The organism is Serratia sp. 2723 (assembly GCF_050434425.1).
Classification (GTDB): Bacteria; Pseudomonadota; Gammaproteobacteria; order Enterobacterales; family Enterobacteriaceae; genus Chania.
Window position 1 is genome coordinate 19,378 of sequence record NZ_JBNDIN010000013.1, and the last position, 13,411, is coordinate 32,788.

13 protein-coding genes are annotated in these 13,411 nt (G+C 53.4%); all 13 read left to right on the forward strand.

Annotation, left to right across the window (positions count from 1 at the left end; genetic code table 11):
• Window positions 1-53: 53 nt before the first annotated feature.
• Window positions 54-674, forward strand: coding sequence for a 16S rRNA (guanine(527)-N(7))-methyltransferase RsmG (gene rsmG, locus ABIE29_RS18085; protein ID WP_429620034.1), 621 nt, complete (start codon window positions 54-56; stop codon window positions 672-674).
• Window positions 675-1,309: 635 nt separating this feature from the next.
• Entirely contained in the window at window positions 1,310-1,693 is a 384-nt protein-coding gene (gene atpI / locus ABIE29_RS18090; RefSeq protein ID WP_248947578.1) for a F0F1 ATP synthase subunit I, read from the forward strand.
• 21 nt (window positions 1,694-1,714) lie between these two features.
• Window positions 1,715-2,494 (forward strand): F0F1 ATP synthase subunit A, encoded by a 780-nt coding sequence (gene atpB, locus ABIE29_RS18095; RefSeq protein WP_429620035.1) that lies wholly within the window; start codon window positions 1,715-1,717, stop codon window positions 2,492-2,494.
• 49 nt (window positions 2,495-2,543) lie between these two features.
• On the forward strand, window positions 2,544-2,783 hold the full coding sequence (atpE, locus tag ABIE29_RS18100) for a F0F1 ATP synthase subunit C (RefSeq protein WP_004393045.1): 240 nt from the start codon (window positions 2,544-2,546) through the stop codon (window positions 2,781-2,783).
• A 56-nt stretch (window positions 2,784-2,839) separates the two neighbouring features.
• Window positions 2,840-3,310 (forward strand): F0F1 ATP synthase subunit B, encoded by a 471-nt coding sequence (atpF, locus tag ABIE29_RS18105; protein ID WP_024484686.1) that lies wholly within the window; start codon window positions 2,840-2,842, stop codon window positions 3,308-3,310.
• 14 nt (window positions 3,311-3,324) lie between these two features.
• A complete protein-coding gene (gene atpH / locus ABIE29_RS18110; RefSeq protein ID WP_024484687.1) occupies window positions 3,325-3,858 on the forward strand; it encodes a F0F1 ATP synthase subunit delta in 534 nt (177 codons plus the stop codon).
• 12 nt (window positions 3,859-3,870) lie between these two features.
• On the forward strand, window positions 3,871-5,412 hold the full coding sequence (atpA, locus tag ABIE29_RS18115; RefSeq protein WP_065683403.1) for a F0F1 ATP synthase subunit alpha: 1,542 nt from the start codon (window positions 3,871-3,873) through the stop codon (window positions 5,410-5,412).
• Window positions 5,413-5,469: 57 nt separating this feature from the next.
• Complete coding sequence (atpG, locus tag ABIE29_RS18120) at window positions 5,470-6,333, forward strand: F0F1 ATP synthase subunit gamma (RefSeq protein WP_021181426.1); 864 nt, start codon at window positions 5,470-5,472, stop codon at window positions 6,331-6,333.
• 32 nt (window positions 6,334-6,365) lie between these two features.
• Complete coding sequence (gene atpD, locus ABIE29_RS18125) at window positions 6,366-7,748, forward strand: F0F1 ATP synthase subunit beta (RefSeq protein WP_429620036.1); 1,383 nt, start codon at window positions 6,366-6,368, stop codon at window positions 7,746-7,748.
• 20 nt (window positions 7,749-7,768) lie between these two features.
• Window positions 7,769-8,188 (forward strand): F0F1 ATP synthase subunit epsilon, encoded by a 420-nt coding sequence (locus ABIE29_RS18130; protein ID WP_004933814.1) that lies wholly within the window; start codon window positions 7,769-7,771, stop codon window positions 8,186-8,188.
• Window positions 8,189-8,482: 294 nt separating this feature from the next.
• A complete protein-coding gene (gene glmU / locus ABIE29_RS18135; RefSeq protein ID WP_429620037.1) occupies window positions 8,483-9,853 on the forward strand; it encodes a bifunctional UDP-N-acetylglucosamine diphosphorylase/glucosamine-1-phosphate N-acetyltransferase GlmU in 1,371 nt (456 codons plus the stop codon).
• A gap of 494 nt (window positions 9,854-10,347) precedes the next feature.
• The gene (gene glmS / locus ABIE29_RS18140) at window positions 10,348-12,177 is read left to right on the forward strand and encodes a glutamine--fructose-6-phosphate transaminase (isomerizing) (protein ID WP_429620038.1); all 1,830 of its coding nucleotides are present in this window, start codon (window positions 10,348-10,350) and stop codon (window positions 12,175-12,177) included.
• 117 nt (window positions 12,178-12,294) lie between these two features.
• Window positions 12,295-13,410, forward strand: coding sequence for a hypothetical protein (locus tag ABIE29_RS18145; protein ID WP_429620039.1), 1,116 nt, complete (start codon window positions 12,295-12,297; stop codon window positions 13,408-13,410).
• Window position 13,411: the final 1 nt, after the last annotated feature.

Here is a 13,411-nt window from a genome sequence, read left to right on the forward strand (position 1 = left end):
AGAGAGCAGTTGCAGATTGGCCTGCTGTTCCATGCCTGTCAGAGGACTCTGTTGTGCAAAAAAAATTGGATTCGTTGCTTTCAGCGGCTGGAATTTCGCTTCCCGAACAACAAAAGCAGCAATTGTTGGGCTATGTCGCTATGCTCGACAAGTGGAACAAGGCTTACAACCTCACTTCTGTACGCGATCCACTGCAAATGCTGGTGCGTCATATCATGGACAGTATTGTGGTGAATGCCCATCTGACAGGTTCACGCTTTATCGATGTTGGCACCGGCCCTGGTTTGCCTGGTATTCCATTGGCGATTGTGCGGCCCGATGCCCATTTCACCCTGCTAGACAGCCTGGGCAAGCGTGTACGCTTCCTGCGCCAGGTTCAGCATGAGCTGGGGTTGAGCAATGTCGAGCCGGTACAGAGCCGCGTGGAAGAGTTTGTGGTAGAACCGCCGTTTGATGGCGTGATCAGTCGGGCTTTTGCTTCACTGCAAGACATGTTGGCCTGGTGTCACCATCTGCCGGCCAAAGGGCAGGGGCGTTTTTATGCGCTGAAAGGGGTTTGTCCGCAAGACGAGTTGGCCCTGCTGCCAGAAGGGATTTCTCTGGAGTCGGTGGTGCGTTTGCAGGTGCCGGAGCTGGATGGCGAGCGCCATTTGATCGTCCTGAAAGCCCACTAAAGTCAAATCAGAATTGTTTAGCATCAAATAATTGGCGATTGGTGTAGGGTACAGAAGGGTAAATAGCAAGCAGGCTAATCAGATAGGGCCTTCTTAGTTTATTTACCTTTAATTAACATTACTGTGTCAAAATCGTATCATTCCAGTGGATGATAGTCACGTTAGAAACAATGTGTGAAAGATTCAGATTTGCTGTCAGTGTTAATTTGGTGTTGCTTTATTATTCCTGTGAATGTCAATAAAAGGTTTTTACGGGGTATAAGGATTGTTTTTGAACGGTTACGTTGTAATGATTTGATTTATATTATTTTTTGATCGCTCAAAAAGCTAAAGACCTCGGTCGTGAACCTGGGCTATAACTCATTAATAGTCAGTATTGTGATCGGTTGCACGTTTCTTACCGCAACCGTGGAATAGTCAGACAAATTAATCCGACCGATTATTCCGACCATTTTCTTGTGAAAATAGCCCGAAAAGGGGAAATTTAAATAATTGTTCACCTTTTCGCTACTTATCGATTGAATTCGTTGGAGTGGCCCGTATAATTTGCACGTTTTTTGCTGCTTGACTCAGAACCGCAAAGGCAGTTTTATACGTCGGCATACCCCTTCAGGGGTACGGAGAGAACAAACGTCATGTCTGTGTCCCTTTACAGCGGAAAAGTTGCACGCAAGTTGCTGTTGCTGCAGTTAATGACTTTTGTTTTGATCAGCGCTGCTTTCGGCCTGAAAAGTCTGGAGTGGAGCGGTTCGGCACTGGCAGGTGGCCTGGCTGCCTGGTTACCCAATGCCATGTTTATGCTATTTGCCTTGCGTCATCAGGCACAGACGCCGGCGCCCGGACGGGTTGCCTGGTCGTTCGCCATTGGTGAAGGGCTAAAGGTCGTGATCACCATCGTTTTGCTGATCGTGGCGCTTGGGGTGTTCAAAGCGGCGTTTGTACCGCTTGGCCTGACCTATTTAGCGGTGTTAGTGGTGCAGATTGTGGCACCCGCCGTGATTAACAGTTACCGAAATTAACTAAATAAGGGTAGAGGCATCATGTCTGCAGGAGAAGTCTTGACTCCACAGGAGTATATCGGTCACCACCTGACGCAGCTTCAGGTCGGGACGGGGTTCTGGTCGATTAACCTCGACTCGATGTTTTTCTCCGTTGTCCTCGGGGTAGTCTTTCTGGCTATTTTCCGCAAGGTAGCCAAAAACGCCACCAGCGGCGTGCCAGGAAAGTTGCAAACCGCCGTTGAGCTGATCGTTGGCTTTGTCGATAACAGCGTTAAAGATATGTACCACGGCAAGAGCAAGGTCATTGCTCCGCTGGCGCTGACGGTATTCGTCTGGGTGTTCCTGATGAACCTGATGGACCTGATCCCGGTCGACTTCCTGCCGTTTATCGCTGAGAACTATCTCGGTCTGCCAGCACTGCGCGCGGTGCCTACCGCCGACGTGAACATCACGCTGTCGATGGCGTTGGCCGTATTTGTCCTGATCCTGTTCTATAGCATTAAAATGAAAGGCATTGGTGGGTTCGTCAAAGAGTTAACCATGCAGCCGTTCAACCACCCGGTATTTATTCCCATTAACCTGATCCTTGAAGGTGTCAGCCTGCTGTCCAAACCTGTTTCACTGGGTCTGCGACTGTTCGGCAACATGTATGCGGGTGAGTTGATCTTCATCCTGATTGCTGGTCTGTTGCCGTGGTGGTCACAGTGGATGCTGAGTTTGCCTTGGGCAATCTTCCACATCCTGATCATTACGCTTCAAGCCTTTATTTTCATGGTTCTGACGATCGTCTATCTGTCGATGGCGTCTGAAGAGCACTGATTTTCTTAAAACACTTGCACTATTAAACTGAAACAAACTGGAGACTGTCATGGAAAACCTGAATATGGATCTGCTGTACATGGCTGCCGCTATTATGATGGGGTTAGCGGCAATCGGTGCTGCGATCGGTATCGGCATCCTGGGTGGTAAATTCTTGGAAGGCGCTGCACGTCAACCTGATCTGATCCCTCTGTTGCGTACACAGTTCTTTATCGTTATGGGCCTGGTTGACGCCATCCCGATGATCGCTGTTGGTCTGGGTCTTTACGTGATGTTTGCTGTCGCGTAAGTAGGGGTAACCCTCTACAAACAACCATTAATTAACTTTTAAAGAGGCATTGTGCTGTGAATATTAACGCAACAATCCTCGGCCAGGCTATCGCGTTCATCCTGTTTGTCTGGTTCTGCATGAAGTATGTATGGCCGCCGATTATGGCAGCCATCGAGAAGCGTCAGAAAGAAATTGCTGATGGCCTCGCTTCTGCAGAACGTGGCAAAAAAGATTTGGACTTAGCGCAGGCCACTGCGACCGACCAGCTGAAAACTGCCAAAGCGGAAGCCCAGGCGATTATTGAGCAAGCAAACAAACGCAAAGCTCAGATCGTGGACGAAGCGAAAGCAGAAGCCGAGCAGGAGCGTAACAAAATCGTCGCGCAGGCTCAGGCTGAGATCGAAGCCGAACGTAAGCGCGCTCGTGAAGAGTTGCGTAAGCAAGTCGCGATGCTGGCAATTGCCGGTGCCGAGAAGATCATCGAACGTTCCGTGGATGAAGCTGCTAACAGCGACATCGTTGATAAACTGGTCGCTGAACTGTAAGGAGGGAGGGGCTGATGTCTGAATTTATCACCGTAGCTCGCCCCTACGCCAAAGCAGCTTTTGACTTTGCCGTTGAGAACCAAAGCGTAGAACGCTGGCAGCAAATGCTGGCGTTTACTGCTGTTGTCACGCGTAATGAACAGATGGCGGAACTGCTTTCCGGTGCGGTAGCACCTGAAACCTTGTCCAACACGTTTATTGCGGTTTGTGGCGATGAGCTCGACGAACATGGCCAGAACTTTATCCGTGTAATGGCCGAAAATGGGCGTTTACTGGTCCTTCCTGCGGTGTTGCAACAGTTCATCGAACTGCGCGCCGCGCTGGAATCCACCGTCGAAGTCGAGGTGCTCTCATCGAGCGCACTGAACGACACACAGCAAGCCAAGATTGTCGCTGCGATGGAAAAACGTCTGTCACGCAAAGTTAAGCTGAATTGCAAAATTGACAAGTCTGTACTGGCCGGTGTCATTATCCGTGCCGGTGATCTGGTGATCGATGGCAGCGTACGTGGCCGTCTCGAGCGCCTGGCAGACGTCTTGCAGTCTTAAGGGGACTGGAGCATGCAACTGAATTCCACCGAAATCAGCGAACTGATCAAGCAGCGCATTGCTCAGTTCAATGTAGTGAGCGAAGCTCACAATGAAGGTACCATCGTTTCCGTCAGCGACGGGATCATCCGCGTACACGGTTTGGCCGAGGTTATGCAGGGCGAAATGATCGCACTGCCAGGCAACCGTTATGCAATTGCATTGAACCTGGAGCGTGACTCTGTAGGTGCCGTGGTAATGGGTCCGTATTCGGATCTGGCCGAAGGCATGAAGGTAAAATGTACTGGCCGTATTCTGGAAGTTCCAGTTGGCCGTGGCCTGCTGGGCCGTGTGGTCAACACCCTGGGCGCACCTATCGACGGTAAAGGCCCGGTTGAACATGACGGTTTCTCCCCGGTTGAAACTATCGCACCTGGCGTTATCGAACGTCAGTCTGTTGATCAACCTGTACAAACCGGCTACAAATCGGTCGACGCCATGATCCCAATCGGTCGTGGCCAGCGTGAGCTGGTGATCGGCGACCGTCAAACCGGTAAAACCGCACTGGCGATCGATGCGATCATCAACCAGCGCGATTCCGGCATCAAATGCGTTTACGTGGCTATCGGCCAGAAAGCGTCCACCATCGCTAACGTGGTGCGCAAGCTGGAAGAACACGGCGCACTGGCCAACACCATCGTGGTTGTGGCTACCGCGTCAGAATCCGCTGCACTGCAATACCTGGCGCCATATGCCGGTTGCGCAATGGGCGAATACTTCCGTGACCGTGGTGAAGATGCGCTGATCGTATACGATGACCTGTCCAAACAGGCCGTTGCTTACCGTCAGATCTCCCTGCTGCTTCGCCGTCCACCAGGTCGTGAAGCTTACCCAGGCGACGTATTCTACCTCCACTCCCGTTTGCTGGAGCGTGCTGCGCGTGTTAACGCCGACTACGTTGAAGCCTTCACCAAAGGTGAAGTCAAAGGCCAAACCGGTTCACTGACCGCTCTGCCGATCATTGAAACCCAGGCGGGTGACGTTTCCGCGTTCGTTCCGACCAACGTAATCTCGATTACCGATGGTCAGATCTTCCTGGAATCCAACCTGTTTAACTCCGGTATTCGTCCGGCGGTTAACCCGGGTATTTCCGTATCCCGTGTGGGTGGTGCAGCACAGACCAAGATCATGAAAAAACTGTCCGGTGGTATCCGTACCGCTCTGGCGCAGTATCGTGAACTGGCTGCGTTCTCTCAGTTCGCTTCCGATCTGGACGATGCAACGCGTAAACAGCTGAGCCACGGTCAGAAAGTGACCGAGCTGCTGAAACAGAAACAGTATGCGCCGATGTCCGTCGCACAACAGTCTCTGGTGCTGTTTGCCGCCGAGCGTGGCTACCTGAACGACGTAGAAGTGGCGAAAGTCGTGAGCTTCGAGGCCGCTCTGGTTGCTTTTGCGGATCGCGAGCATGCCGAACTGCTGAACCACATCAACCAAACTGGTGCTTATAACGATGAGATCGAAGGCAAGCTGAAAGGCATCCTCGATACCTTCAAGGCAACCCAGTCCTGGTAACGCATAGCGGCCTGCCGTTGCAAGACGGCAGGCCGCTGGCAATGAGGAGAAGCAGAGATGGCCGGCGCAAAAGAGATACGTAGTAAGATCGCCAGCGTGCAAAACACGCAGAAGATCACTAAAGCGATGGAAATGGTCGCCGCCTCCAAAATGCGTAAATCGCAGGAACGCATGGCGGCCAGCCGTCCTTATGCAGAGACCATGCGCGAGGTGATTGGTCACCTGGCTTTAGGGAATCTGGAATATAAGCACCCGTACCTGGATGAGCGTGACGTTAAGCGCGTCGGGTATCTGGTGGTGTCTACTGACCGTGGTCTCTGCGGCGGCTTGAACATCAACCTGTTCAAGAAGCTGTTGGCAGAGATGAAAGGCTGGTCTGAAAAAGGCGTTGAAGCTGATTTAGCGCTGATTGGCTCAAAAGCGGCCTCTTTCTTTGGTTCCGTGGGCGGCAACGTGGTTGCCCAGGTGACCGGCATGGGGGATAACCCTTCCCTGTCGGATCTGATCGGTCCGGTGAAAGTGATGCTGCAAGCCTACGACGAAGGTCGTTTGGACAAGCTGTACGTTGTCAGCAACAAATTTGTTAATACGATGTCCCAGGAACCGCAGTTACTGCAACTTCTGCCATTGCCACCTTCTGATGACAGTGAGCTGAAGAAAAAATCCTGGGATTACCTGTATGAACCCGATCCAAAAGTGCTGCTTGATACCTTGCTGCGCCGTTATGTGGAATCGCAAGTTTATCAGGGCGTCGTGGAAAACCTGGCCAGCGAGCAGGCCGCACGAATGGTCGCGATGAAAGCCGCAACCGATAACGGCGGTAGCCTGATCAAAGAGCTGCAGTTGGTATACAACAAGGCGCGTCAGGCCAGCATCACTCAGGAACTCACCGAGATCGTTTCGGGAGCCTCCGCGGTTTAAGCTAGGTTTACGAATTACGTAGAGGATTCAAGATGGCTACTGGAAAGATTATCCAGGTAATCGGCGCCGTGGTGGACGTCGAGTTCCCTCAGGATGCCGTACCAAAAGTGTACGACGCTCTTGAGGTCGCAAACGGCTCCGAGAAATTGGTGCTGGAAGTTCAGCAACAGCTGGGTGGCGGCGTGGTTCGCTGTATCGCAATGGGGACCTCAGACGGTCTGCGTCGTGGTCTGGTCGTAACCGACCTGCAGCACCCAATTGAAGTACCGGTAGGTAAAGCTACCCTGGGCCGTATCATGAACGTATTGGGTCAACCAATCGACATGAAGGGCGACATCGGCGAAGAAGAACGTTGGGCTATTCACCGTCCAGCGCCAAGCTACGAAGAGCTGTCCAGCTCCCAGGATCTGCTGGAAACCGGTATCAAGGTAATGGACCTGATCTGCCCGTTCGCCAAGGGTGGTAAAGTGGGTCTGTTCGGTGGTGCTGGTGTAGGTAAAACCGTAAACATGATGGAGCTGATCCGTAACATCGCGATCGAGCACTCCGGTTATTCTGTGTTTGCGGGCGTGGGTGAACGTACTCGTGAGGGTAACGACTTCTACCACGAAATGACCGATTCCAACGTACTGGACAAAGTTTCCCTGGTTTACGGCCAGATGAACGAGCCACCAGGTAACCGTCTGCGCGTTGCGCTGACCGGCCTGACCATGGCTGAGAAGTTCCGTGACGAAGGTCGTGACGTACTGCTGTTCGTCGATAACATCTACCGTTATACCCTGGCCGGTACCGAAGTGTCCGCACTTCTGGGCCGTATGCCATCGGCGGTAGGTTATCAGCCAACGCTGGCGGAAGAGATGGGTGTTCTGCAAGAACGTATCACCTCTACCAAGACTGGTTCAATCACCTCTGTACAGGCCGTTTACGTTCCTGCGGATGACTTGACTGACCCATCACCAGCCACCACCTTTGCTCACTTGGATGCAACCGTGGTACTGAGCCGTAACATCGCTTCTCTGGGTATCTACCCGGCCGTTGATCCGCTGGATTCTACCAGCCGTCAGCTGGATCCGCTGGTTGTTGGCCAGGAGCACTACGACGTAGCGCGTGGCGTGCAGTCTATTCTGCAACGCTATCAGGAACTGAAAGATATCATCGCCATTCTGGGTATGGACGAGCTGTCGGAAGACGACAAGCTGGTTGTATCCCGTGCGCGTAAAATCCAACGTTTCCTGTCTCAGCCGTTCTTCGTGGCAGAAGTCTTTACCGGTTCTCCGGGCAAGTTCGTATCGCTGAAAGACACCATCCGTGGTTTCAAAGGCATTATGGACGGCGACTATGACCACCTGCCGGAGCAGGCGTTCTACATGGTTGGCACCATTGAAGAAGCAGTGGAAAAAGCCAAGAAACTGTAACGCCTTGAGAGGAGGGTGATATGGCTATGACTTACCATCTGGATGTCGTCAGCGCGGAAAAACAGATGTTTTCCGGCCTGGTGCAGAAGATCCAGGTGACAGGCAGCGAAGGCGAACTGGGGATCTTCCCTGGCCATGCGCCGCTGCTGACTGCCATCAAGCCTGGCATGGTGCGTATTGTTAAACAGCACGGTGAAGAAGAGTTCATCTACCTGTCCGGCGGTATCCTTGAGGTACAGCCGAGCGTGGTCACCGTGCTGGCGGACACTGCCATCCGTGGAACGGACCTCGACGAAGCGAGAGCGCTGGAAGCTAAGCGTAAAGCTGAAGAGCACATCCGTAGCTCTCATGGCGATGTCGACTATGCTCAGGCATCTGCTGAACTGGCGAAAGCGATCGCGAAACTGCGCGTTATCGAGCTCACCAGAAAAGCGATGTAAACTCCCACGTTGCCTGCAGCGTGTGGAAATAAGAAAGCGGCCCCTGTGGGTCGCTTTTTTTTTGTTTTAAAATAAGCGTTTCAACTGGTCAGGCATTGTGCTGTATTAGCGCTGACGGAGCAGTTAAGCGTCGCCGATCGCCGACAGTTTTTTTTCGGTTGAATAAGAATACTCCGGATAATGGCAGGCTTAGAGCCACAAGGGTTACGCCGGATTCGTGTAGAGAAATATGTAGTAATTCCGTCACCAAACGGGTTTACTTTCGTCCATCAAAATGGAGTTATCAGGTTGCTTATGTCTAACAGCGCAATGAGCGTGGTTATCCTCGCCGCGGGCAAGGGAACACGCATGTATTCCGACCTTCCCAAGGTATTACATCCGCTGGCGGGTAAGCCAATGGTGCAGCACGTCATTGATGCTGCCATGAAGCTGGGCGCCAAAAACGTCCATCTGGTTTACGGCCACGGTGGCGAACTGCTGAAAAGCACCCTGTGCAATGATGCACTAAACTGGGTGTTGCAGGCCGAGCAGTTGGGAACCGGCCATGCGATGCAGCAGGCGGCACCGCATTTTGCCGACGATGAAGACGTGCTGATGCTGTATGGCGATGTGCCATTGATCGCCGTCGAAACGCTGACACGCCTGTTGGCAGCCAAACCTCAGGGTGGCATTGGCCTGCTGACGGTGAAGCTGCAAGACCCGAGCGGTTATGGCCGCATCGTACGTGAAAACGGCACCGTGGTGGGCATTGTCGAACATAAAGATGCCAACGATCAGCAGCGCCAGATTAATGAGATCAACACCGGCATTTTAGTGGCTAATGGCCGCGATCTGAAGCGCTGGCTGGGCAAGTTGAATAATAATAACGCGCAGGGTGAATTCTATATTACCGACATCATTGCCCTGGCGCATGCCGAGGGTAACAAGATTGAGGCGGTACACCCGGCGCGCCTGAGCGAAGTTGAAGGCGTGAATAACCGCCTGCAACTGTCGCAGCTTGAACGCGTGTATCAGGCCGAGCAGGCAGAGAAGCTGCTGCTGGCTGGCGTGATGCTGCTGGATCCGGCGCGCTTCGATCTGCGTGGCGAGCTGGAACATGGCCGCGATATCTCCATCGATGCCAATGTGATTATCGAAGGCAAGGTCAAGCTGGGCGATAGTGTGAAGATCGGTGCTGGCTGCGTGCTGAAAAACTGCGTGATTGGCGACGACTGCGAGATCAGCCCTTACAGCGTGCTGGAAGATGCGCAGTTGGAAGCGGCCTGTACTGTTGGCCCATTTGCCCGTCTGCGCCCTGGTGCCGAACTGGCAGAAGGTGCCCACGTTGGCAACTTCGTGGAAATCAAGAAGGCTCGCCTGGGCAAAGGTTCCAAAGCGGGTCATCTGAGCTATCTGGGCGATGCCGAGATTGGCGACGATGTGAATATCGGTGCCGGTACCATTACCTGTAACTACGACGGTGCCAACAAGCACAAAACCATTATCGGCGATGGCGTGTTTGTCGGTTCGGACACTCAACTGGTAGCTCCGGTGACCGTAGGCAAAGGGGTGACGATCGCTGCCGGTACCACGGTGACCCGCGATATCGCGGATAATGAGCTGGTGTTGAGCCGGGTCAAGCAGGTGCATATTCAAGGCTGGGAGCGTCCAACCAAGAAGAAGTAGGACCCCTCACCCCAACCCTCTCCCACAGGGAGAGGGAGCTGTTAGCCCCAGCTCTGTTGGGATAGGAAGGGTAATCTTGGCAACCGCGATCGCCCCTTCAATCAAGGTGAATCAACAGGTGCTGATGTAGAAGACGTAATTTCAGACGTTCTCGATCGATCCCCTCTCTCTGTGGGAGAGGGAGCTGTTAGCCCCAGCTCTGTTGGGATAGGAAGGGGAATCTTGGCAACCGCGATCGCCCCTTCAATCAAGGTGAATCAACAGGTGCTGATGTAGAAGACGTAATTTCAGACATTCTCGATCGATCCCCTCTCCCTGTGGGAGAGGGTCAGGGTGAGGGCATCACTGTTTTGCTCTGTACTTTCGCTAAAGAGCACAGAGCAAAACATAATAATCCCCATTCTCTACAGGCTCGGGGAAGCACGGTAAAACCGGCAAAAATCAGGTCGAGACATCGAAAGCGCCCGCAAGGCGTTTAATTAGGAATACAACAGATGTGTGGAATTGTAGGTGCAGTAGCGCAACGTGATATCTCAGAAATCTTGTTGGAAGGTTTACGTCGCCTGGAATACCGGGGCTATGACTCGGCCGGTCTGGCCGTGGTGGATAGTGAGGGTAACGTCAGCCGTTTACGTCGCGTCGGCAAGGTACAAAAACTGGCTGAAGCGGCAGAGCAACAGGATCTGCACGGCGGTACCGGGATTGCCCATACCCGCTGGGCAACGCACGGTGAACCTTCGGAGGCGAATGCGCATCCTCATGTTTCAGATTACATCGCGGTGGTGCATAACGGCATTATCGAAAACTACGAACCGCTGCGTGAGCAGCTGATTGAGCGTGGTTATCACTTCAGTTCTGAAACCGATACCGAGGTGATTGCTCACCTGGTGCATTGGGAACAACAGCAGGGTGGTACGCTGCTGGAAGTGGTACAGCGAGTGATCCCGCAGCTGCGTGGCGCTTATGGCACCGTGGTGATGGACAGCCGCGATCCGAGCGTATTGGTGGCTGCCCGTTCAGGTAGCCCGCTGGTGATTGGCCGTGGCGTGGGCGAAAACTTCATTGCCTCCGACCAACTGGCCCTGCTGCCGGTAACCCGCCGCTTTATCTTCCTGGAAGAAGGCGACGTGGTAGAAGTGACCCGCCGCACCGTCAGCATTTTTGACAAGCAGGGTAATGCGATTGAGCGCCCAGAGATCGAGTCTCAGGTGCAATACGACGCCGGCGACAAAGGCGCGTACCGTCATTACATGCAAAAAGAGATTTTTGAGCAGCCAATGGCGCTGAAAAACACCCTTGAGGGGCGTTTCAGCCATGGCAAGATCGATCTAACTGAGCTTGGTCCGCACGCCGACGAACTGCTGTCAAAAGTGCAGCACGTGCAGATCATTGCCTGTGGGACTTCTTACCACTCGGGGATGGTGGCGCGTTACTGGTTCGAGTCGCTGGCTGGTGTGCCTTGTGACGTCGAGATTGCCTCCGAATTCCGTTATCGCAAGTCAGCGGTACGCCCAGGCAGCCTGATCATCACCCTGTCTCAATCCGGTGAGACCGCCGATACGTTGGCAGCGCTGCGCTTGTCCAAAGAGCTGGGTTATTTGGGGTCTCTGGCGGTATGCAACGTGGCGGGTTCTTCGCTGGTGCGTGAATCCGATCTGGCGCTGATGACCAAGGCCGGTACCGAAATCGGTGTTGCCTCCACCAAAGCCTTTACCACTCAGCTTGCTGTGCTGTTGATGCTGGTGGCGCGTCTTGGCCGGCTGAAAGGGATGGCGGAAAGCGTAGAGCATGACATCGTGCATGGCTTGCAGGCGTTACCTGCGCGTATCGAGCAGATGCTGTCACTGGACAAGAGCATCGAAGCGCTGGCGGAAGGTTTCTCTGACAAGCATCACGCACTGTTCCTTGGCCGTGGCGATCAATACCCGATCGCTATGGAAGGGGCGCTGAAGCTCAAAGAGATCTCCTATATCCACGCAGAGGCGTACGCTGCCGGTGAGCTTAAGCACGGCCCGCTGGCGTTGATCGATGCCGACATGCCGGTGATCGTGGTTGCGCCTAACAACGAGCTGTTGGAGAAGCTTAAATCCAATATCGAAGAGGTACGTGCCCGTGGTGGTCAGCTGTATGTGTTCGCCGATCAGGATGCCGGCTTCGTCAGCAGCGAAGGGATGACCATTATTCCACTGCCGCACGTGGAAGAGATAGTTGCACCGATCTTCTACACCGTGCCGTTGCAGCTGTTGTCCTATTATGTTGCCCTGATCAAAGGCACCGATGTGGATCAGCCACGTAACCTGGCGAAATCCGTTACTGTGGAATAATCGCTAACCTTCCTGCCGTGAATACCGTGTTTGGTTACCCAACACGGTATTTTTTTATCTTCATGTTCGCTATTGACGCTATGATTGGCTGGCGATACAGCAGGGAATAGGTTGGCAATGAATATTTTGATTACAGGAGCACGCGCTCCCGTCGCGATTGAGTGGGCGCGTATTGCGTTGCGCAGCGGGCACCGTGTCTGGTTAGCGGACAGCCTGAAGTGGCCGCTGGGCCGTTTTTTGCACGGGATTGAAGGTTATCTGCGGCTTCCCTCCCCGCGCCAGGACCTTGCCGGTTATCAACAACAGCTGCAAAGCTATCTCGACCAACATGCTATTGGGCTGCTGATCCCCACCTGTGAAGAGATCTTCTACCTTTCCCAGGCGTTTGCTGCGTATATCGGGTCTACCGAGTGGCTGTTGCCCGAACGGCGGTTACTATTTGAGCTGCATCATAAGTACCAAAGCCTGAGTCTGTTAACGGGGTTGGGTGAGGTGCGGACTCCCGCGACCCGATTACTGACTTCCTGCGTGCAAATTGCCGACGATCCCCAGACCATTTTGAAACCGGTTTACTCGCGCTTTGGTCGCCAGGTGATCCGCACGCCAAAAGCTGGTGTGTTGAACGATCGGCAACTCAACGAGCATATCCCCTGGGTGCAGCAGCAGAAACTAGACGGGGTGGCTTTGTGCAACTATGCCGTGTTCGAACACGGTAGACTAATAGTGCACCAGGCTTATCAACCCAAATACTGCTTTAATCAGGCCGCAGGCAGTTACTTTGTCCCTTATCAGGACCGGAGGCTGGACGATTTTGTGCACCAGTTTGGTGAAAAAACCGGTTTTCATGGTCAGGTGGCCTTCGATTTTATCGAACAGGACGGGGTGATTTTTGTTATTGAGTGTAACCCCAGGGCCACCAGCGGCCTGCATTTGCTGGGCGCTCAGATGTCCATTGCTGCCGATGGGCAATTGCAATACCAGCCAGCGCCGCCCAAGGCGGGACATGTGGGCGCGATCGTGCTGTTATTCTTTGCCAGGCAGGCTTGGCGCGATAAGCAGTTGGCGACGCTATGGCGGGATTTTCGCCAAGCGCCTAATCTGCTCAACGATCAACGTTGGCCGATAAGTGCCGGAGCGCAGTGGTGTGCATTGTTGGAAATGGGATACCGCAGCTTGCGCTATCGACGGCCCCTCACCGATGCCAGCACCTTTGATATCGAGTGGGATGGTTAGC

Bases quoted from the DNA above. Each gene is read 5' to 3' on its own strand.
- atpI (WP_248947578.1), top strand. From the start codon at position 1,310: ATGTCTGTGTCCCTTTACAGCGGAAAAGTTGCACGCAAGTTGCTGTTG.
- atpB (WP_429620035.1), top strand. From the start codon at position 1,715: ATGTCTGCAGGAGAAGTCTTGACTCCACAGGAGTATATCGGTCACCAC.
- atpE (WP_004393045.1), top strand. From the start codon at position 2,544: ATGGAAAACCTGAATATGGATCTGCTGTACATGGCTGCCGCTATTATG.
- atpH (WP_024484687.1), top strand. From the start codon at position 3,325: ATGTCTGAATTTATCACCGTAGCTCGCCCCTACGCCAAAGCAGCTTTT.
- atpA (WP_065683403.1), top strand. From the start codon at position 3,871: ATGCAACTGAATTCCACCGAAATCAGCGAACTGATCAAGCAGCGCATT.
- atpG (WP_021181426.1), top strand. From the start codon at position 5,470: ATGGCCGGCGCAAAAGAGATACGTAGTAAGATCGCCAGCGTGCAAAAC.
- atpD (WP_429620036.1), top strand. From the start codon at position 6,366: ATGGCTACTGGAAAGATTATCCAGGTAATCGGCGCCGTGGTGGACGTC.
- ABIE29_RS18130 (WP_004933814.1), top strand. From the start codon at position 7,769: ATGGCTATGACTTACCATCTGGATGTCGTCAGCGCGGAAAAACAGATG.
- glmU (WP_429620037.1), top strand. From the start codon at position 8,483: ATGTCTAACAGCGCAATGAGCGTGGTTATCCTCGCCGCGGGCAAGGGA.
- glmS (WP_429620038.1), top strand. From the start codon at position 10,348: ATGTGTGGAATTGTAGGTGCAGTAGCGCAACGTGATATCTCAGAAATC.
- ABIE29_RS18145 (WP_429620039.1), top strand. From the start codon at position 12,295: ATGAATATTTTGATTACAGGAGCACGCGCTCCCGTCGCGATTGAGTGG.